General features: G+C 69.6%; 19 protein-coding genes. 6 read left to right on the top strand and 13 right to left on the bottom strand.

Annotation, left to right across the window (positions count from 1 at the left end; genetic code table 11):
* Positions 1 to 1107 carry a zinc-binding dehydrogenase gene (locus tag ABZV58_RS08325; RefSeq protein WP_354999480.1) on the bottom strand — a complete coding sequence of 369 codons (1107 nt, stop codon included), beginning with the start codon at positions 1105 to 1107 and terminating at the stop codon, positions 1 to 3.
* A gap of 195 nt (positions 1108 to 1302) precedes the next feature.
* On the opposite strand from ABZV58_RS08325, the gene ABZV58_RS08320 reads away from it, so the two are divergent.
* Positions 1303 to 1698, top strand: a complete 396-nt coding sequence (locus tag ABZV58_RS08320; protein ID WP_354999853.1) for a VOC family protein — start codon at positions 1303 to 1305, stop codon at positions 1696 to 1698.
* 133 nt (positions 1699 to 1831) lie between these two features.
* On the opposite strand, the gene ABZV58_RS08315 is transcribed toward ABZV58_RS08320, so the two are convergent.
* The gene (locus ABZV58_RS08315; protein ID WP_354999479.1) at positions 1832 to 3337 is read right to left on the bottom strand and encodes a pentapeptide repeat-containing protein; all 1506 of its coding nucleotides are present in this window, start codon (positions 3335 to 3337) and stop codon (positions 1832 to 1834) included.
* Between ABZV58_RS08315 and ABZV58_RS08310 the strand changes: the two genes are divergently transcribed.
* Positions 3327 to 3737 carry a hypothetical protein gene (locus tag ABZV58_RS08310; protein WP_354999478.1) on the top strand — a complete coding sequence of 137 codons (411 nt, stop codon included), beginning with the start codon at positions 3327 to 3329 and terminating at the stop codon, positions 3735 to 3737. The two genes, ABZV58_RS08315 and ABZV58_RS08310, sit on opposite strands and share 11 nt — an antisense overlap.
* A gap of 152 nt (positions 3738 to 3889) precedes the next feature.
* On the opposite strand, the gene ABZV58_RS08305 is transcribed toward ABZV58_RS08310, so the two are convergent.
* Positions 3890 to 5107: an MFS transporter gene (locus ABZV58_RS08305; RefSeq protein WP_354999477.1), complete on the bottom strand. Its 1218-nt coding sequence runs from the start codon at positions 5105 to 5107 to the stop codon at positions 3890 to 3892.
* A 94-nt stretch (positions 5108 to 5201) separates the two neighbouring features.
* Here ABZV58_RS08305 and ABZV58_RS08300 point away from each other — a divergent pair, with 94 nt between their 5' ends.
* Positions 5202 to 5543 carry a helix-turn-helix transcriptional regulator gene (locus tag ABZV58_RS08300; RefSeq protein ID WP_354999476.1) on the top strand — a complete coding sequence of 114 codons (342 nt, stop codon included), beginning with the start codon at positions 5202 to 5204 and terminating at the stop codon, positions 5541 to 5543.
* A 127-nt stretch (positions 5544 to 5670) separates the two neighbouring features.
* Here ABZV58_RS08300 and ABZV58_RS08295 read toward each other — a convergent pair whose 3' ends face one another.
* The 5 genes from ABZV58_RS08295 to rpsO all read right to left on the bottom strand — a co-directional run bounded on the left by ABZV58_RS08295 (position 5671) and on the right by rpsO (position 12402).
* A complete protein-coding gene (locus ABZV58_RS08295; RefSeq protein ID WP_354999475.1) occupies positions 5671 to 7047 on the bottom strand; it encodes a hypothetical protein in 1377 nt (458 codons plus the stop codon).
* 48 nt (positions 7048 to 7095) lie between these two features.
* Positions 7096 to 7887, bottom strand: a complete 792-nt coding sequence (locus ABZV58_RS08290) for a tetratricopeptide repeat protein (RefSeq protein WP_354999474.1) — start codon at positions 7885 to 7887, stop codon at positions 7096 to 7098.
* A 59-nt stretch (positions 7888 to 7946) separates the two neighbouring features.
* Positions 7947 to 9242, bottom strand: coding sequence for a pitrilysin family protein (locus tag ABZV58_RS08285; RefSeq protein WP_354999852.1), 1296 nt, complete (start codon positions 9240 to 9242; stop codon positions 7947 to 7949).
* A 95-nt stretch (positions 9243 to 9337) separates the two neighbouring features.
* On the bottom strand, positions 9338 to 11608 hold the full coding sequence (locus ABZV58_RS08280) for a polyribonucleotide nucleotidyltransferase (protein ID WP_354999473.1): 2271 nt from the start codon (positions 11606 to 11608) through the stop codon (positions 9338 to 9340).
* Between the two features lie 524 nt (positions 11609 to 12132).
* A complete protein-coding gene (gene rpsO, locus ABZV58_RS08275) occupies positions 12133 to 12402 on the bottom strand; it encodes a 30S ribosomal protein S15 (RefSeq protein ID WP_067782467.1) in 270 nt (89 codons plus the stop codon).
* A 162-nt stretch (positions 12403 to 12564) separates the two neighbouring features.
* Between rpsO and ABZV58_RS08270 the strand changes: the two genes are divergently transcribed.
* Positions 12565 to 12834 (top strand): nuclear transport factor 2 family protein, encoded by a 270-nt coding sequence (locus tag ABZV58_RS08270; RefSeq protein WP_354999472.1) that lies wholly within the window; start codon positions 12565 to 12567, stop codon positions 12832 to 12834.
* A gap of 15 nt (positions 12835 to 12849) precedes the next feature.
* Here the strand turns inward: ABZV58_RS08270 and ABZV58_RS08265 are convergent, their stop codons facing one another.
* Complete coding sequence (locus ABZV58_RS08265) at positions 12850 to 13842, bottom strand: bifunctional riboflavin kinase/FAD synthetase (protein ID WP_354999471.1); 993 nt, start codon at positions 13840 to 13842, stop codon at positions 12850 to 12852.
* Positions 13843 to 14297: 455 nt separating this feature from the next.
* Here ABZV58_RS08265 and ABZV58_RS08260 point away from each other — a divergent pair, with 455 nt between their 5' ends.
* The gene (locus ABZV58_RS08260) at positions 14298 to 15068 is read left to right on the top strand and encodes a metal-dependent transcriptional regulator (RefSeq protein WP_354999470.1); all 771 of its coding nucleotides are present in this window, start codon (positions 14298 to 14300) and stop codon (positions 15066 to 15068) included.
* Positions 15069 to 15149: 81 nt separating this feature from the next.
* Here the strand turns inward: ABZV58_RS08260 and ABZV58_RS08255 are convergent, their stop codons facing one another.
* Together ABZV58_RS08255 and ABZV58_RS08250 are read right to left on the bottom strand one after the other, a co-directional pair.
* Positions 15150 to 15953, bottom strand: a complete 804-nt coding sequence (locus ABZV58_RS08255; protein WP_354999469.1) for a hypothetical protein — start codon at positions 15951 to 15953, stop codon at positions 15150 to 15152.
* Positions 15954 to 16276: 323 nt separating this feature from the next.
* Positions 16277 to 17383, bottom strand: coding sequence for a LuxR C-terminal-related transcriptional regulator (locus ABZV58_RS08250; protein WP_354999468.1), 1107 nt, complete (start codon positions 17381 to 17383; stop codon positions 16277 to 16279).
* A gap of 162 nt (positions 17384 to 17545) precedes the next feature.
* Between ABZV58_RS08250 and ABZV58_RS08245 the strand changes: the two genes are divergently transcribed.
* Positions 17546 to 19057: an FAD/NAD(P)-binding protein gene (locus ABZV58_RS08245; protein WP_354999467.1), complete on the top strand. Its 1512-nt coding sequence runs from the start codon at positions 17546 to 17548 to the stop codon at positions 19055 to 19057.
* On the opposite strand, the gene ABZV58_RS08240 is transcribed toward ABZV58_RS08245, so the two are convergent.
* Both ABZV58_RS08240 and ABZV58_RS08235 read right to left on the bottom strand, forming a co-directional pair.
* On the bottom strand, positions 19006 to 19428 hold the full coding sequence (locus ABZV58_RS08240) for an EF-hand domain-containing protein (protein ID WP_354999466.1): 423 nt from the start codon (positions 19426 to 19428) through the stop codon (positions 19006 to 19008). The two genes, ABZV58_RS08245 and ABZV58_RS08240, sit on opposite strands and share 52 nt — an antisense overlap.
* 160 nt (positions 19429 to 19588) lie before the next feature.
* On the bottom strand, positions 19589 to 19993 hold the full coding sequence (locus tag ABZV58_RS08235; protein WP_354999465.1) for a DUF4345 domain-containing protein: 405 nt from the start codon (positions 19991 to 19993) through the stop codon (positions 19589 to 19591).
* Between the last annotated feature and the right edge of the window lie 115 nt (positions 19994 to 20108).

The raw sequence follows: 20108 nt of genomic DNA, 5'->3' as shown, positions 1-20108 counted from the left end.
TCAGTCGAAGACGATCACCTGCCGCAGCGCGTGTCCGGCCGCGAGTTCGTCCATGGCCCGGTTGATCTCGTCCAACCCGATGTGCGCCGACACCAGCCGCTCCACCGGAAGCCGACCCTCCCGCCACATCCGCACGTACTCGGGGATGTCCCGCGAGGGCACCGCGGAGCCGAGGTAGCTGCCGACGATCGAGCGCCCCTGCGCCACCAACGCCAACGGGGAGATGCTCGCGCGGGCGTCGGGGGCGGGCAGACCGACGGTGACGGTGGTGCCGCCCGCCGCGGTCGCCGCTACCGCGGTCTCGAACGCGCGCACGTTGCCCGCGGCCTCGATCACCACCTCGGCCTGCACGCCCTGCTCGGCGACCTCCGCGGGGGTGTAGGCGGCAGTGGCGCCGAGATCCTTTGCCAGCGCCAATTTTTCGGGGACGGTGTCGACGGCGATCACGTCCTTCGCCCCCAGCGAGACCGCCACGAGCACCGCGGCCATGCCCACCCCGCCGAGACCGACCACCATGATCCGGTCCGCGGGCCCCGGACGCGCCGAATTCAGCAGTGCGCCACCGCCGGTGAGCACCGCGCAACCGAGCACGGCCGCGACCTCCGGCGGCACGTCGTCGTCGACCGGGACCACCGAGCGACGGTCCACCACGGCGTGCGTCGCGAACGCGGAGACACCGAGGTGGTGATGCACCTCCGCGCCCGCGCGCCGCAGCCGCCGTCCGCCGTTGAGCAGCTCTCCGGCGTTGTTGGCCGCGCTGCCTGGCACGCACGGTGTGCGGCCCTCGCTCGCGCAGCCCGCGCACTCGCCGCAGCGCGGCAGGAAGGTCATCACCACGCGCTGTCCGATCGCGATGTCGCCGTCGCCGGGGCCGACCGCCTCGACGCGGCCCGCGGCCTCGTGGCCGAGCAGCATGGGCACTGGCCGCACCCGGTTGCCGTCCACGACCGAGAGGTCGGAATGACACAGCCCAGCAGCCTCGATCCGCACCAGCAGTTCGCCCGGACCGGGTTCGCCGAGCTCCAGCTCACAGACATTGATCGGCGCCGACTCGGCGAACGGTACCGGCGCCGCGATCCGCTCCAGGACCGCCCCACGAATCTTCATGGCTGCGACGCTACCGGGCACGGCCCCGAGCGGAGCCAGCACCGCCGAAACTCGGTCGGGCGCGAACAGCCCCGGTAACCGGGGGTTGGCGAGACCGGGAATCGACCGCTATCGTCGATCGACGTGACGGTGCTCCTGTAGGCCGCCTTGTACCGAGCCCAGGGTCGGGACCGTCACGATTCGAGGAGAAATCCACTGTCCATTCAGTTCAATCACACCATCGTCGGCTGCCGCGACAATCGAGTTTCGGCGGAATTCTGGGCCGACATCCTGGGCCTGGAAGTAGGCAAGGAGTGGGGTCCGTTCATCGAGCTCCGGATGAGCCACGGCGTCGGTTTCGACTTCGCGGTCGTGCCGGGCGAGGACCCCGAGATCCAACCCCAGCACTACGCCTTCCTGGTCTCCGAGGCCGAGTTCGACGCGGCCTACGCCAAGATCCAGCGCTACGGGCTGGCGCACTGGGCCGATCCGCGCCAGCAGGCGCCCGGCGAGATCAACCACAACGACGGCGGGCGCGGGGTGTACTTCCTCGACCCGAGTGGTCACTTCATGGAGTTGATCACCGTTCCGTACGGCGGTTGGCCGGAGTAGCGGCCTGAAGCCGAGTGCACAGCGTGGGGCGTAACCTGGCGGCGTCCGTCGATCGACGCGGCGTTCGCCGCTGGGTTACGGCCGCAGTACGCTCCAGCGGCGGGTGGAATTCCTCGGAGAGGCCACCCGCACGTCATGCGCTCGGCGTGGGTGCGGATTCCGGGACCGGCGGCCACGGATTCGGCTTGACGGAAGTCGGTTTGCCGGTGGGATTGTCGTCCCAATCGAAACGCACGCCCACCCACGCCTTCGGCCGGTCGAAATCGGTTTCGCCCGCGGTGAAGCGGGTCGCGGCGAAGGAGATCTCGCCGAAGAAATCGCCCTCGCGGAAATCGGCGGCGCGTCCGGCGATGGTGCTGCGGGCGAAGCTCACCGCGCCGTGGAATTCCGCTCCGACGAAATCGATCTCTCGAGTGCCGCGGCCACGCAGGCGCGGGGCGGCGCCCAGCTTGGCTTCCTCGAAGCTGACGGTCGTGGCGTAGAGCTGTGTCGCGGTGAACGCGAGGTGTTGGCCGGAGAAGACCGCCTCCTCGAAGGAGACGTGCTCGCCGTCCAGGGTCGCCTGCGCGAAGGAGGTCCGCTCGGCCTGGAAAGCGGCTGCCCGCCAGGATGATCGGGCACCGAGGAAACGGGTTCCGATGAAGCCGGTGCGCGGGCCCGCGAAGGTCGCTTCGTCGAAACGGGTCTGCGGGCTCTTGAATGTCGCTCCGTCGAAGGTGGTTCGCGCCGTACGGAACTCGGCGCTACCGAAGTGTGCGATCGGAACGGTGAAGAGGGCGTCGCGGAAAGTCACGTGCTGGCCGGTGAAGCGGGCCCGGTTGAAATCGGCCGAGCGGTCGCCGACGAATCGCACACCGGTGAAAGTGGTCCGACGCCCCGCGAATTCGGTCGCCTCGAAGTCGGCGTTCTCCAGAACCGCGCCGGTGAAGTCGAAATCGCAGCGCGACCAGGATGCTTCGCCGTACGGCCGCAGGTGTGCGGCGATCACGCGGACGATGGTGCCGCGCACCTCACGATCGTTGTGCCGCACCCGGTAGACGCGCTCGATCTCGCGACCCGATTCCTGCGCGGTCTCGGCGCGCGAGATCAGATGGTTGGCTCCGTCGTCCGGTTCGTAGGGCAGGCGCAGGTACCCGCACAGCACGTCGACGCACTGCTGCCGTCGCACGGGTGCCGAGAACTCGTCCGCCACACCGGCCATCGCGTAGACACCGGCGAGCCGCACGGCCGGATCCTCGTCGCCCAACTGCCGCGCCGCCGCCCCGAACAGTTCGGCGAACCGGCCGCGCTCCAGATCCCGCTGCCGCCGGTATGCCACGACCAACGCCACCGCGCCGCCGACGCCCGCCGTCACCGACAGCGCGATCTTGGTGAGATCCACCTGATTCGGCGTCTCGGCCTCGGCGCCGAGCCCCAACCACAACAACCACCAGGTCAACCCGGCGACGGCCAATCCACCGAGCACCGCGGCGAGCACCGCGAACAGCAACGCCGCACGGTGCAACCGGCGCCCCAACCTCCCCCACCATCGCATGAGCTGCATGGTAGCCCGATTGCGGTACGCCGCGCAGCCGGTGGGCTGCCGCGCGGCATGTGAAGCGCGGCAGCGGCTTTCGTATGATGCGGAAGTGGACGTCAAGGACTCGATCGACTCACTGCACGCCGACCTCGCCGCTTGGCTGGGGTCGCCCGCACCGTTCGAGGTCTTCGAACGGTTCGCCGCGGCGCAGCATGAGCAGTTCTCCATGGTCAGCGTTTCCGGCGCGCTCCTCGAGCGCGATGCACTGCTGGCTGGGTTGCGGGAAGCGCGAAATGCGCGGCCCGGATTGCGGATCGAGATTTCCGAGGTCACCGAGCTCGCCCGCTTCGGCGAGCACGTGCTGGTGCGATTCTTGGAGCAGCACCTCACCGACGACGACAAGTCCTCACGTCGAGTGACAGCGGTGCTGCGCACGCCGGACGACACCACCGGTGCATACCAATGGCTGACGGTACACGAGACCCCCGTGGAAATACCTGACCGAACCGCCACACCCTGACGCGCCGGGTCCCCACCGCCGCACCTGCTCCCACACACCCGGTGTACGCGTCACATAGCCAGCGCCTGTGTGAGGAGTGCGAACCCTGTGTGGGATGACCCACTTGTGCGGGATTTGGGGAGGGCCGGGTGACTGTAGGGTCTGGTTCGGAGTTACACCGGCTCGATCGCTTTCTCGCGGCTTCCGCGCAGGCCCAGCGCCGCTGCTACCAGGCACGCCATCGCGACCACTCCCACGAACCACGGGAACACCGTCTTCAGGCCCCAGGTTGTCGCGGCCCAGCCTGCCAGGATCGTCGGCAACGCCATCGCCGAATACGCCAGCAGGTAGTACGCCGACATCGTCTCCCCGCGCTTGTGGGGTGGCACGACGTTGGACAGATGCCGTAGCGATCCGCCGAAGCCGAGGCCGAAGGTGGCGCCGAGGGCAACGCCGGCGCCGAGCACCGCGACCCAGCTGTGGGTGGCCAGTGCGGGCACCGTGAGCAGCAGGGCCAGCGCCATGCCGGTGTCGCCGAGGATGGCGGCCCTGCGGGCCGGGATGCCGGTCGCGAACAGCTGGGCGGTCGCGCCGGAGAGGGCGGTCGATGCGACGACCGCGCCGCCGAAGACCAGGTTGTGGATGCCGGTCTGCTGCGCGGCCAGCGACGGGTACAGCGAGAGCAGCACGCCGAGCACCGACCAGGCGGCCATCACGCCGATCGCGGAGAACCAGAAGTCCGCGCGGATCTCGTGGGGCACAGCGGGTTTCGCGATGCGGATGCGTCCGGCCTGCCTGGCGCCGTGCGGTTCGCGCAGGGCGAGCACGCCCGCGGCGATCGCCAAGCAGACGACCGTGATGACGACGTAGGGCGTGCGCAAGGGATGCGGCGCGTATTGAGCGAGCAGCGCCGAACCCAGAATCGCCACGGCCATACCGACATTGAAGGCGACGCCGCTGAGCTGCCCCGACCGCGCGCCACGATGCGGACGCAGGTCGAGCAGCGCGGCGGCGCCCGCCACGACGGTGGAGCCGACGGCCATCCCGTGCAATGCCCTGGCCAGCAACAACATCGGGACCGAGTCGGCGAGCACGAACACCACCAGGCCGGCGATCATGGTGGCGAAAGCGCCGAGCAGCACCGGCTTTCGGCCCACCACATCGGAGATGCGACCGGAGACCAGCACCGCGCCGAGCGCGGCGACGCCGTACACGGCGAAGACGATGGTGGTGGTCAGCGGCGTGAAGTGCCACTGCGTTTCGTAGATCCCGTACAACGGCGCGGGCACGCCCGACACGCCGAGCGCCACGCCGCTGGCGACCAGTACCAGCCCGTAGGCCCAGCGTTGCGTGGTCTGTTCGTCGGCGGCCACTGCCATCGGCGCTGCCATCGATAACCCCGATCAGGTAAGTTTGATATTGATCGAACTCCATCGACCATACAACCCGGTTCGATGATCATCAAACCCCCGAGTGAGGTAGATCATGACCGACGCCACCGAAGCCGCTCCGCCCATCGCACCGCTGCCCACCGTGCTCGGCGCCTTGCAGGATCCGGTTCGCCTGGAGATGGTGCGCCGACTGCGGAACGCCGGTACCGCGGTGCGCTGCGGCGCCCTATACGACGTGATCAACAAATCCACCGCGACCCACCATTTCAAGATCCTGCGTGAGGCGGGCGTCATCGAGCGCCTCCTCATCGATGGCCAGACCTGTCAGCGGCTGCGCACCGAAGACCTCGACGCCGCGCTCCCCGGACTACTCGACGTGGTGGTCGACGCCGCCAATCGCGCCCACGACAGCGCGACAGCCGCGGTGCATCGCTGACGGGCTCGATCGCCCCCGGAGACCAGTACACACGCGGCAGCCCACACGCACCTCTGACGGCTCGGTCGCCCCGCCGAGCAGCAAGGGCGCGACGGCCGAGGCTCCCCGACCACGCCGGACCGTCGGGTCAATCCGATCCGGTGAACGTCTCGGACGCCATCCACAGAAAACTCCACCGGGTCCCCAGCACGGCGAGGGCCAGTAAGGTCAGCAGCACGGTGCAATAGGCCACCGGCCGTCGCCAGTCCCTCGGCCCCGTCAGGAAGACGATCAGCGACTCCGCCAGCAACGTCACCACCACGATGCCGAGTAGCCCCGCGAGGACCGGATAGGCCTCCGGCGCGCGCGCCCACGACCGCAGCACCCCGAGCACGCCGAGCACCACGAAGCCGAAGCCGACCACCGCGATGACGGTGAACAGGGCATAGCTGTCCGCGGCGTCGCGGTCGGTCTCGTCGCGGAAGCGGCGCAGCCACCCCGCGAACAGCATCAGATGCGCCAGACTCGCCCCGAGCACCCCGACGATCAGCAGCGCGTAGCCCACGCCCGCCACCACCCGCAACGCCACCGCGCCGAGATCCGCCAGCAGGCTCGCGAAGAACAACACGCACAGGCCGAGCAGCGCTTCGGGGCGGCGCAGCAACCGTTCTCGCAGATAACGCGGCGGCAGCTGCCTACGCAGGTGGCGGAACACCCGGAACCAGGCGACGAGCACGATGACGAACAGCACCGGGGTCACCACTCGCAGTACGCCGGGACCAGCCCACATCGCGAGCGCGGCGACCGCGCACGCGAAGAACCACACCCAGACCGCCAGCCGCAGCAGCGCCCGCCACATGATCTCGGCGAGGAGCCGCCGCGCGGGTGCGTGGTTCGGGCTGGCGCCGAGCAGGCCGCGTAGCGTCGCCACCGCCTTGTCTCTGGTGGAGAAGTCCGCGAACTCCAGCCGGGCGCGCAGTGCGAGCAAGCCGATGTGCGCCGGGTCCTCGGCGAGGCCCCGCTCCACGTGGCGGCGCGCCTCGGCCGAATCCGGCAGGTTTCGATAGCTTTCGGCGGCGTGGGCGAGGACGTCCGCGTTCTGCGGCGCGTAACCACACGCGCTCTCCAACGCCGTGCGAGCCTCGGCGCGCATCGCGTCCGTCATCGGCCCACCGACGATGACCCGGGCGAGGACGAGCAGCGCGCCGACGTCGTGCGGCGCGCGCCCCACCCCGGCGCGCGCGTATCGCAACGCCTCGTCTCGCTCGTCTTCGTAGTGGTGAACGAGAGCGGCCGTCAGGTAGGGATCGACCCGGTCCGGATTCGCCGCGATCGCCGCTCGCGCATGACGCAGCGCCGCGGCGTGATCGTCCAGCCGATACTCGACATCGGCAAGTTCCGCGAGCACCACCGGATCCTCCGGCGCCGCCGCCAGCGCCTCCCCGAGAATTCGCCGCGCCTCCGGCAACCGATCCAGTTCGCGCGCGGCCCGCGCCCGCGTCACCGCCTCCCATGCCGTGCGCATCGACTCCCCCTCCGCAGCATTCGTCGACCGCACGCTACCCCCTCGACTTCAGTACAAGCACGCCGATATCCGAGAAGGCGCCTGCCGCACCACCGCCGCCTCACGAGTTCCGAGCCGCCAATCGGCGATACACACGAGAACCAGCGCCGAGACCAGCACGAGCCGCGCGACGCCGACACCGCCACGGAGCCGCTGCCGCGGCGGTAGCATCAGCGCCACGCGGGACTCGAGCTCGAAGGCGATCGCCACTCCGCAGCCGAGCACGACGAGGCGCAGCACACCTGGCCCGGCCCATGCCGAGACCACCGTGACGACGGCCGAGTACACCCATACACACGCGGCCAGACGCAGCAACGCCTGCCACACGAGTTGCTCCAGCAGCACCAGGGCCTCACTCGAACCGGGCCGATCGTCGAGGAGGCCGCGCACGACACGGAAGGCGGTCCGGCGCTGGTGGCGCAGAGTACTCATCCGCGCCTGTGCCAGCAGTAGTCGGGTGTCCTGCGGCGCGAGCGCCAGACCGGCCTCGACCCACGGCCGCGCCATCGGGTAATCGCCAAGGCGCAGGGCGGTTTCCGCGGCGTGGCCGTAGACCCACGGATCGTCGGGTGACCACGCCACCGCAGCCTCGAGCAGGTCCCGCGCCTCGGCGCGGGACAGCCGGTCGGCTCCGCTGTCGGCGATCGCCCGCGCGAGCATCAGCGGGCCGCGCTCGTCGTACGGATCCAGCGTGGCCGCCCGCCTGGCGTGAAAACGAGCCTGATCGTGGTCGCCGATCATTCCGTACAACTCGGCGGCGGTCAGATGAGCGTCCACCCACTCCGGCGCGGCGGCCAGCATCGCGCCCGCGTGGTCCTGGCTCTCGGCCGACCGCGCGACAGCTTACGCGGACGCGGCGGTCAGTGATCGACCAGGCGGCGTACCGCGGCGGGGAGGTCACGGGTGCGGCGGTAGGGTCCGGCGACCGAGGCTCCGAACGGCCGGGCTAGCAGGGTACGGGCGATGGCGGTGACCTCTTCGGTGGTGACCGCGTCGATCCGGGCCAGCGTCTCCGAGACGCTGCGGTGATTGCCGTAGCTCAGTTCGCTGCGCCCGATCCGGTTCATCCGCGACGCCGAATCCTCCAGTCCCAGAACCAATCCGCCGCGCAGCGAGCCCTTGGCCCTGGCGCATTCGGCGTCGGTGATGCCGTGCTCGGCGACCTCCTCGAGCACACCGCGCGCCAAACCGGCGACCTTGCCGAGGTTTTCGGGCTGGCAGCCGATGTACACCGAGAACGCGCCGGTGTCGGCGAAGGTGTCCACGCTGGAGTACACCGAGTACGCCAGGCCGCGCTCCTCCCGGATCGCTTGGAACAGACGGGAACTCAGCCCGCCGCCGACGACGGTGTTGAGCACCGACAGCGGCCATCGGCGATCACCCTCGTGGCGGCCGAACGCGCGAACGCCGAATGCGAGGTGTGCCTGTTCGCTGTCGCGGTGGTTCCACTGCAATTCCGGGTCGCCGTGCGGCCGAAACCTGCCCTCCCTGCGCGGCGCCGGTTGCGCCTCCGGATCCAAGCGGCTCTCGAACGCACGGTGCACCAGCTCCACCGTGTGGTCGTGCTCGACATTGCCCGCGACCGCGACGACCATCCGATCCGGCCGGTACCTGCGAACGTGGAAACCCCGCAGCTGACCGGCCTGCATGGCCTCGATGGACTCCACGGAACCGATCACCGGGCGGCCGATCGGATGGTCGCCGAACAGCGCGGTGAGGAAGGCGTCGCCGACCAGGTCCTCGGGATCGTCGTCGCGCATGGCGATCTCCTCGAGCACCACCTGCCGCTCGACGTCCACGTCCACCGAACGGCACAACCCGTTGAGCACGACGTCGGAGACCATATCGACCGCCAGCGGCAGATCCTCGTCGAGCACGTGCGCGTAGTAGCAGGTCTGCTCCTTGGCGGTGAAAGCGTTCAGCTCACCTCCGACCGCGTCCATGGCCTGCGCGATGTCCAACGCGCTGCGGGTCGGAGTCGCCTTGAACAGCAAGTGCTCCAGGAAATGCGCCGCGCCCGCGACCGTGCGCCCTTCGTCGCGCGAACCGACGCCCACCCAGACGCCGATCGAGGCCGACCGAACACCCGGCACGTGCTCGGTGACCACCCGCAGTCCACCCGGTAGCACCGTGCGCCGCACGCCGGTATCCGCCATCCGCGCCTCGTCCACCCGCCGCTGTAGTGACGAACCCCCCTGCCCGGTCGGGAGCAGGGGGGTTGCCGTCTTCTTCTTCGTCACACCGACAAGTACTACTCGTTTTCGGCGTCGACGGCATCCGTGGCGGCGGACTCCTCGGCGCTCTCGTCGACCGGGATCAGCGAGATCTTGCCGCGGTTGTCGATGTCGGCGATCTCCACGCGCAGCTTGTCACCGACGTTCACCACGTCCTCGACCTTGGCGACCCGCTTGCCGTTGCCCAGCTTCGAGATGTGCACCAGACCGTCGCGGCCCGGCAGCAACGAGACGAACGCGCCGAAGGCAGTGGTCTTGACGACCGTGCCGAGGAAGCGCTCGCCGACCTTCGGCAGCTGCGGGTTGGCGATGGCGTTGATCGCGTCGATCGCGGCCTGCGCCGACGGGCCGTCGGTCGCGCCGACGAACACGGTGCCGTCGTCCTCGATGGAGATGTTGGCGCCGGTGTCCTCGGTGATCTGGTTGATGACCTTGCCCTTGGGGCCGATCACCTCGCCGATCTTGTCGACCGGGATCTTGATCGCGGTGACGCGCGGCGCGTACGGGCTCATCTCGTCCGGGGTGGCGATGGCCTCGGCCATCACGTCCAGGATCGTGGTGCGAGCGTCGTGCGCCTGGCTCAGCGCACCGGCGAGCACCTGCGAGGGGATGCCGTCCAGCTTGGTGTCGAGCTGCAGCGCGGTGACGAACTCGCGGGTGCCCGCGACCTTGAAGTCCATGTCGCCGAACGCGTCCTCGGCGCCGAGGATGTCGGTCAGCGCGACGTAGCGGACCTCGTCCTCGCCCTTGTCGTTGGTGACGGTGTCGGAGACCAGACCCATCGCGATACCGGCGACCGGGGCCTTCAGCGGCACACCGGCGTTCAGCAGCGCCAGGGTGGAGGCGCACACCGAGCCCATCGAGGTGGAACCGTTGGAGCCCAACGCCTCCGAGACCTGACGGATCGCGTACGGGAACTCCTCCTGGCTGGGCAGCACGGGGATCAGCGCCCGCTCGGCCAGCGCGCCGTGGCCGATCTCGCGACGCTTCGGCGAACCGACGCGACCGGTCTCACCGGTGGAGAACGGCGGGAAGTTGTAGTGGTGCATGTAGCGCTTGGAGGTCTCCGGGCCGAGCGAGTCGACCTGCTGCGCCATCTTCACCATGTCCAGCGTGGTGACGCCCAGGATCTGGGTCTCACCGCGCTCGAACAGCGCCGAACCGTGCGCGCGCGGCACCACGGCGACCTCCGCGGACAGCGCGCGGATATCGGCGAGGCCACGGCCGTCGATACGGAAACCGTCGGTCAGGATGCGCTGGCGCACCAGCTTCTTGGTGACCGAGCGAAAGGCGGCGCCCAGCTCCTTCTCGCGACCCGCGAAGTCGTCGCCGAGGCGCGAGAGCACGTCGAGCTTGATCTCGTCGATCTTCGCCTCGCGCTCCTGCTTGTCGGCGATGCTCAGCGCCTCGTTCAGCTCGCGCTTGGCGGTGCCCTCCACGGCCTCGAACACGTCGGCCTCGTAGGGCGGGAACAGCGGGAACTCGCCGGTGGGCTTGGCGGCCAGCTCGGCGAGGTCGGCCTGCGCGCGGCACAGGCGGGCGATGAACGGCTTGGCGGCCTCCAGGCCCTCGGCGACGACGGCCTCGGTCGGCGCCTGCGCGCCGCCCTCGATCAGCTCGATGACCTTGTCGGTCGCCTCGGCCTCGACCATCATGATCGCGACGTCACCGGACTCGACGACACGACCCGCGACCACCATGTCGAACACGGCGCTCTCGAGCTGCTCCACGGTCGGGAACGCGACCCACTGGCCCTCGATCAGGGCGACGCGCACGCCGCCGACCGGGCCGGAGAACGGCAGGCCCGCGATCTGGGTGGACGCGGACGCGGCGTTGATCGCCACCACGTCGTACAGGTCCTTCGGGTCCAGGCTCATTACGGTGACCACGACCTGGATCTCGTTCCGCAGGCCGTCGACGAACGACGGACGCAGCGGGCGGTCGATCAGGCGGCAGGTCAGGATCGCGTCGGTGGACGGACGGCCCTCGCGACGGAAGAACGAGCCGGGAATGCGGCCCGCGGCGTACATGCGCTCTTCGACGTCGACCGTCAGCGGGAAGAAGTCGAACTGATCCTTCGGCGACTTGCTCGCGGTGGTCGCCGACAGCAGCATGGTCTCGTCGTCCAGGTAGGCGACGACCGAACCGGCGGCCTGGCGGGCCAGCCGACCGGTTTCGAAACGCACGGTGCGGGTGCCGAAGGAACCGTTGTCGATCAGCGCGACGGATTCGAACACACCCGGCTCGACCTCTACGGCCGAGGACTTGCGTTCAGTTGTTTCGGACATTCTCTTCTCTCAACCTCTCGTCTCGCCGGCTCGAGCGCGCGGTGGCGCGAACCGGCTGTCGTCAGCCGTACCCGGGTACGGACGCGCGGCAACCCTCCTGGCTGCGACGCGCACACCCGGCCGAATCCCCTTGGACGCGGCGACGCGGAGGCGGTCATCGATCGAAGCCCGCCGGCGACGCCGGGAGGCCACTACCGAAGACCGACGCCACGCGGGCGGGTGCATACGGCTGTCCATGTTGTCGTACGACGGGATGCTCTCCACCCCTCATACACAAATAGCCAACGGGGAGATTGTACGTCTCGCCGTTGGCGATGTGACCACCGCCTCTGGTAGGCAGCGTGTCGCCGGGACCCACCGCCTCGCTCGAGGCCGTCGAACCCCGGCTCATCCCCGCGGGCGCGGGGAGCACAGCGCGATCCGGGAGATGGAATCCCGCGGCATTCGCGGTCCGCGCCCCGCGGTCGTTGGACCGCGGGGCGCGGAAGCCGGGAATTACGCCGCGCCGTGGGCGCGGCGGGAGATCACCTGCGCAGACCCAGGCGCTCGATCAGCGAGCGGTAGCGCTCGATGTCGTTGTCCTGCAGGTACTTCGAGAGGCGCTTGCGACGACCGATCAGCGCCATCAGGCCGTGGCGGGTGTGGTGGTCGTGCTTGTGCTTCTTCAGGTGCTCGGTGATGTCGGCGATCCGCTTGGACAGCAGCGCGATCTGCGCCTCCGGCGAACCGGTGTCCTTCTCGTGCAGGCCGTACTCGGCGAGAATCGCCGACTTCTGCTCGGTGGTCAGCGCCACGTGGCATCCACTCCTGTTTCTCAGTTCCGCGTTCGAAGGTTCCGGTTACCCGGGGCGGGCGCCACCGCGGACCGCAGCAAACCCGAGGATCCACCCTACCGGAGCGTCTCGCGCGAACCCAATCGCGGTGCGGGCGCCGGATCGACGTGTTGCAATCGAGCCATGGACCCCGCCGTGCGCGACGTGTTGGACACCCTTGCCCGCGAGGACTACGCGGCGTTACGCCCGCTGCTGCACCCGTATCTGCGGTGGACCGACGGCCCGGACACGATCCGCGGGCGCACCAGGGTCCTCGCGCACATCGCGGCGAATCCGACCAGCGCGCCGCCGGTCTCCTACGAACTGCGCGACGGTCAGATCTACCGCTGGACGGTGCCCACCGAGGAACCCTCCGCCACGTCCGACGGCGCTCAGGACACAGCGCTCGACTGAACTCGGGCGACCGACCTAGGACTCGGTGCCTGACGGGGCTTCCGCGTCGACGGCGGTGAGCACCTTGCGCGCGTTCTCGACGTCGCGGCCCATCGCCTCGATCAGGTCGTGCATCGTGTCGAACTTGCGCATGCCGCGCAGGTGCTCGACGAAGTCGACCGCGACGTGCTGGCCGTAGAGGTCGGCCTCGCCGTCGATGACGTACGCCTCGACGGTGCGGGCGCGGCCGGAGAAGGTGGGATTGGTGCCGACCGAGATGGCGGCCATCGCCCGCTCACCGGGAGTGACCGTGCCGATCGTCGGCCCGGGGCCGAGCACCGTGAACCAGCCCGCGTAGACGCCGTCGGCCGGAATCGCGGCGTGCATGGGCGGGGCGACGTTGGCGGTGGGGAAGCCGAGCTCGCGGCCGCGCCCGTCGCCGTGCACCACCACGCCCTCGACGCGGTGCGGTCGGCCGAGCGCCTCGGCGGCCGCGGCCATGTCGCCCGCGTCGACACAGGCCCTGATGTAGGTGGAGGAGAACGTCACCGCGTGCTCGGCGAGCAGCTTGACGCCGTCGACCTCGAAACCGAAGCGCTCGCCGAGTTCGCGCATGGTCTCGACGGTGCCCGCCGCCTTCTTGCCGAAGGTGAAGTTGTCACCGACCACGACCTCGGTGACGTGCAGCCGCTCGACCAGCAGGTCGTGCACATAGCGGCCGGGGGTGAGCTTCATGAATTCCTGGGTGAACGGCATCACGCAGAACACGTCGACGCCCAGTTCCTCGACCAGTTCCGCGCGCCGGGTCAAGGTGGTCAGCTGCGCGGGGTGCGAACCAGGCCGCACCACCTCCATGGGGTGCGGGTCGAAGGTCATCAACACCGAGGGGACACCGCGCGCGGCCGCGGACTTCACCGCTCGGCTGATCAACTGCGCGTGACCGCGATGCACTCCGTCGAACACGCCGATCGTGAGCACGCACCGTCCCCAGTCCGCGGGCACCTCGTCGAGACTTCGCCATCTCTGCACGTTCGCAGCCTACGCAAGTCGAGGTCCGAACAGTATTCGGGCGTACCAGATGTCACAGAACGCTTGCCCGCCGTCCACCGGGGCCATGTCCGATTCCCTCGATACTTTCGCGCGCGGCCTGCGATCGAATGGTTCTCGACGCGCCTCCGCCGCGCGCCGTCCATGCGTCTTCGCGCTCGAGCACGGGTCGCCGCGCGGCGCGAGTCGCGCGGCGGCTTGCGCACGACGCGCTCGTCGACGTAGCCGCCGAGGACGGCTCGAATCGGCCGAGGGCGCATGAACTTCCACTGAATTCTGTCGCGCTCCGCACCGTCGGATGGCATCGACGACCGCGTCCGCGACCTGCGATTCCACGCTCGAAATGGCAGCGAGATGGCCGGTCCGCGACGGGCGGAACACGAGTGGCGAACGAGTTCGCCGCATCCCGGCGTCCGACTGTGTGAATCGCGACGGAAATGCATAAGCTCGGGTATGTGCCCGGTAAACGAGATATCGCCACCCGCCGCGAGCTGACCGACAGCTCCGCGCCGGGCGAGCCGCACGGCAGCACCGCCACGCTGGCGCCGGAGCTGACCTCGGTCGCCCAGGACTACCTGAAGGTCATCTGGACCGCACAGGAGTGGTCGCAGGAGAAGGTCTCGACGAAGCTGCTCGCCGAGCGCATCGGCGTCTCGGCCTCCACCGTCTCCGAAGCCGTGCGCAAACTCGCCGACCAGGGCTTGGTCGAACACGCACGCTACGGATCGATCACCCTCACCGAGCACGGTCGCCGCGCCGCGGTCGCCATGGTGCGCAGGCACCGGCTGATCGAGACGTTCCTGGTCAACGAGCTCGGCTACGGCTGGGACGAGGTACACGACGAGGCCGAGGTGCTCGAGCACGCGGTCTCCGAACTGCTCATGGCCCGCATCGACGCCAAGCTCGGCTATCCGGACCGCGACCCGCACGGCGACCCCATCCCGTCGGTGGACGGCGCGGTGCCGACACCGCCCGCGCGCCAGCTCAGCGATTTCGAAGCGGGCCAGGCCGGGCGCGTCGCCCGCATCTCCGACTCCGACCCGGACATGCTGCGCTACTTCGACTCCGTCGGCATCGCCTTGGACACCGCCATCGCCGTCGTCGAACGCCGCGATTTCGCGGGCACCATCGCCATCCGCATCGGCGACGGCGACGCCACGACCGACCTCGGTCGCCCCGCCGCGGAAGCCATCTGGCTCACGACCTGAAATCTTGTACGCCTCGCAAGAGGCCAGGCCCTGTAGGCGGCCGTGCCCAGCCGTGGCGCGGGTAACTGGTTCGGAGAAGGTTCAGCAGGGCTGGAAGTAGGACTCGAGCCGGGCGGGGACGCCGTCGGCGGCGGCCGTGGACCAGCAGACGTCGTGCGGGAAGGCGACGTAGGTGCGCCAGCCGTCGGCTGTGCGGTGGACGATGCGCTGGCTGTCGCCGGGGACGTCCCAGACGATCACCGCCCAGGTGCCGTCACATTCGCTGACCGTCGCCCCGTCGGCGGTCAGGTCGCCCACGTCGTCCAGCTCGTCGACGATGGTCTCGGCGGCACACGCGGCGGGGGCCGGATCGTTGAAGCGCAGCTGACCGGTCACGACCTGACCGGCCGCCGTGACGAACAACGAGTGCATGCCCTCGGGCACCGGATCGGTGCCGAGCGGTGGATCCATCCGGAACCGGAAGCAGCCGACCGGAACCACGAACATCGCGCGCCCTTCGGCATCGGTGACCGCGTCCCAGCCCGCGATCTCGGTGGCGCCCAACGGAATATCGAGCTGGGCCATATCGCACGGCCGCATCTGACGCACGCTGACCGGAACGTCGGGCACCGCGACGCCGCCGAGCGTTACCGTCTCGATGATCGCGGTGCCGAGCACCGGTGAGGTGGGCGGTCGCGGTGCGGGAGCGGGCGCCGGCGGCGCGGGTCGGGGTTGCGGTGCTTTGGTAGCGGCGGGCGCCTCGGCGATCTCGGGTGTGCGATCGACGGTCGTCTCGCCCATGGTGACGCTCGCCCGCGGACGCTCCGCTTCGTCGGCCTCCCCACCGCACCCCACAACGAGCGCGCAGACCGCGCACACCACCCCGACGATTCCCACCGCACGCATCGCCAAGCCTCCGAGTCGAGCCACTTTACCCGGGTATCGACCGGGATGAAAGCGCGTTAACGCAGGTCAACAGGGCTGTACGGGGTGTTGTGCCTACGTGTTCCACCCGTAACCAGACCGTGCTCGTGCGGGGCACGTCCGCCGACGCGGAATCAACTCCGCGTCGAGCAGACAGACGATGATGCGGCAGCCGGATGCATCCGTGGCTCAGATCGCCGCGCAAGGCGGAGGAGGAGCCGATACCGGAGTGGTATCGGTGGCGACGACAACGCGGCCAGGCGGCGATCTGAGCCGCGGCGCCGGATGGGACTTCGAGACAGTGCCTAGCTCGCCGCGTCGAGGACGCGCACGGTGGTGGGGGCGGCGAGGGGTTCACGGTGTTCGGTGAAGAGTTTGGCGACCAGTTCGCCGCGGCTGGTGACGCCGGCTTTGTCGAAGATCGACTTGAGGTGGTCGCGCACGGTGTGCGGGGAGAGGAAGAGGCGGGCGGCGATGTCGGCGGTCGGCAGGCCGCGGGCGACGAGTTCGGTCACCTCCAGTTCCCTCGGCGTGAGCTCGTAGGCGGCGGCGATCAATTCGGCCACCTCGGCGGGTTTCGCGGGTTCGATGACGAGAGCCGTTGTGCCGGTGCGGCCTTCGGCGTCGCGCAGGCAGGTCGCGTGGCATACCAGCCAGCGCCCTGCGGTCGTGCGGACCCGGATCCGCGAGGCCGCGCCGGTGAGCCGGGCGCGGCCCGCCGTGTTCAGAATCCAGACCGGCAGCGGTAGATCGATGCCCAGCGGCGTCGGCGCGGCGGGACCGGGCGGCATCTCGGCTAGCAGGTCGCGGGCCTCGTCGTTGAGCGACAGCAGTTCGCCGCCCGCGCCGAACAGCAGCAGGCCGGGGGCAGTGGCGGCGGACGGTGGCGTCACCGCTGGAAGCCCGAAGGCTCGCAGCCGCTGCGCCATCGGCGTGCAGAGCGCCTGGACCACGGCGATGTCCGCGGCGCGGAACGGCGGCCGTCCGCGCTCACGGAACAGGCTCAGCTGTCCCCACGGCTGGCCGTCCACCCGGAACACGGCGCGAAGTTCGTCGTCGAACCCGCGCGGACGCATGAAACCGCGGTACAGCGGGCTCAGTGTGGGCCGGTCGCCCGTCACCTCCCGCAGCCCGGCGACCGGGACCTTCGCCACCGCCAGATCCCGGAACAGATTCACGTGTTCGGCGAAAAGCTCCGATTCCCAATAGGTTCCGCAACCGCCCTCGTGCAGGTTCTCCACCCGGACGGGAGCCGTGGTGAGGCCGTTGACCGGATCGGTCGCCACCCACACCGCGGCGTCGAACGGCGTGATCCGCCGCAGGCGAGCCGAGGTGTCGGCGAACAGCGCGTGCGCGTCGGGCGCGGCGGTGATGCTCGCGAGCAGTGCGTCGAGGGCGGGCGTACCGGTCATGGGTGCCATCGTCCGCTGTCCGTCGCGTGTCCGCCATCCCGCAGATGAGGGGGTGCGCGTCCAGCGAAATTCCGGCACCGCGAACCCCTCGATCGCGGGATGTTCCGCACCGCCGATTCCCGCGACGCTGGGCTTTCCCGATCACGAAATCGAAGGAGCCCCATGCACATCGGAATCATCGGAGCGGGCGCGGCCGCCGTCGCGCTGCTCGACGCGCTCGCCGCGGCCGACGACGAACCCAGTGGCGTCACCGTGTTCGACGGCGCGCCCGTGCCGTGGCGGGGTCGTCCGTATCAGCCGGATCTCGACGCGGTTCGAGTGAACGCGCCTCCGCCGATCATGTCGGTGCGGGCGGGCGATCCGGGGCACTACCAGCGCTGGCTGGAGGGACGCGATGTAGCGGGCTACCTCGACGAAGGGCTGGGTCAGCCGCTCGTTCCCCGGGCGGTCTACGGCGAGTACCTCGAGGACACCGCGCGCGAGGCGATCGCACGACTGAGCCGGGCGGGCTGCCCGGTTCGAGTCGTGCGCTCGGCCGTCACCGGATTCTCCCGTGACGGACGCCCGGTGCTGCACACCGCGAGCGGCGAGCGAGTCTCGGTGGACCGTGCTGTCCTGGCGGTCGGCGGCGGAGGTCCGCGCGACCACTACGGGCTCACCGGCGCACCCGGTTACGTGAACGAGCCCTATCCGCTCGCCCGCACCCTTGCCGAACTCCCCGCGGACCGGCACGTCGCCGTGATCGGCAGCGGACTGACCGCGGTGGATATCGCCGTCGCCCTGACCGCCAACGGTCACACCGGTCCGATCTGCTTGCTCTCGCGCGGCGGTCGGCTCCCGTTCGTCCAACAGCGCCCGGTCCGGATGGATGCGGTGCACCTGACACCCGCGGTGGTGCGCGAGCATGCTGCGCACGGCGAACTCCGCTTCGCCCAGCTGGTTTCGCTCATGCAGTCCGAACTCGCCGCGCTGGGACAGGATTTCGACACGCTAGCCGCCGAGATCACCGACGACGAGGATTCGGTCCTTCGGCTGCGCCGCCAGCTGGAGGGCGTCGACGCAGCGCACCTCGGGCGACGCCTGCTCGCCATGGTCATCCGCACAGTTGGCCCGACCGCCTGGCCGCTGCTCGCGGAGCGTGATCGAGAGATGCTGCGCTCCAGACATTTCCGCACGATCAACAGCCTGAGCTCGCCGATGGTCCCGCACAACGCGCGTATCGTGCTGCGGCTGCTGGATTCCGGTCAACTGCGGTTGTGCGCGGGTGTCACCAAGATCGAGGCGCGCTCCGGCGGCGGTTTCACCGTGCACGACGGGCGGAGCTGGACCGCGGACACCGTGTTCAACGCGGTCAACCCGCCCGCCTACACGACGCCCACGGAAACCCAGTCGCTGATCAGCGCGTTGCTCGCGGCGGGCGCGGCCGAAACGCATCCGGCGGGCGGTCTGCGCGCCGAACCCGGTTCCCGTCGGCTACTGGTCGGCGGCACACCGGATCCGAGCTGGCACGTACTCGGCAATCTCGCGGCCGACTCGATGTTCATCGCCACGAACCCACCGGGGCTGGCGGCCGAGGCGTCGGGACTGGCCCGGGCGCTGCTCGGTGGTCGATCGATCCCGGCTCAGCGGGCGAGTTCGTCCAGCAGGGCGCGAAATTCGGCCGGGGAGAGATAGCCGTCCGCGTCTCGGTCGGCGGCGGCGAGCAGGTCGGCCGCGGGGATGTCGACGAGGCCCGCGCCGACGTGGCGGATGAGGGATTCGAGTTCCTCGACCGAGATCCGCCCGTCGCCGTTGGTGTCGAACACGCGGAAGGCGGCGTCCGCGTCGGTCACCTCGAGGCGTCCGGTCACCAGTGCCGCGTCGAATTCGGCCTTGGAGACCAGGAAGTCGCCGTTGGTATCGGCCGCGGCGACCAGGCGCTCGATCGCGTCGGCGTCGACTTCCAGCCCGAGCGCGCGGATTCCGTCGGTGATGTCCTCGACGGAGACGAGTCCGTCACCGTCGCGGTCCCACAGCTCGAACGTGTCGACCGATTGTTCACTCATGCCACTGCCTTCCCACGGCCGCCGGCGATTTCGGACGGCGAACCCACGACCACTGTACGGTTCCGTTGTCGGCGTGGGCGTACCTCCGCATCCGCTCCGGCCGTCCGTGGTCTGTCGACGGACTCCGTCCGGCAGCGCCTGCCGTGTTCGGTATTCGCCGCTAGGGAACGGCGACCCGCTCGGCCGCCACCCGCTTCTCATCGGCATCGGCCAGCCAGAAATACACCGGAGGGAAGGCGAATTCGATGACGGTGAGCACGATCTGGAACCAGTGCGGCCACCCGTACACGGCGACGGACAACACCCGCCCGACCGCACCGAGCAGGAAGATACCCGCCAGCCACCGCACCGCCAGCGCCGGAATCGGCGTGCGGCGCGCGGTCCAGATCCACGCCACTCCGTACCCGACGAAAATGGCGCCGAAGAAGCGACTCTGGCTGTCGGCGGTGACACCGGAGGAACCCATGTCGGGCACCGAGTCGATGCCGAGCGCCAGGTGGAGGAAGCCGATCGCGACGCACGCTACGCCCATCGTCATCGCCAGGATCTTCAGCAGCTTCGCCATGGCTTCCCTCCAGAAAACATAACCCCTTGCCGCACAACGGTCTTGACCTGGAAAATCGCGCCGATGTGCGACTACTACAAGCGATAGTAGGGCCAGGGCAGACCTGCGTCAACAT

It is taken from the genome of Nocardia sp. NPDC004654 (assembly GCF_040609595.1).
GTDB lineage: Bacteria > Actinomycetota > Actinomycetes > Mycobacteriales > Mycobacteriaceae > Nocardia.
The sequence above is the reverse complement of the archived record's forward strand: the minus strand, read 5'-3'. Positions and strand labels throughout refer to the sequence as shown.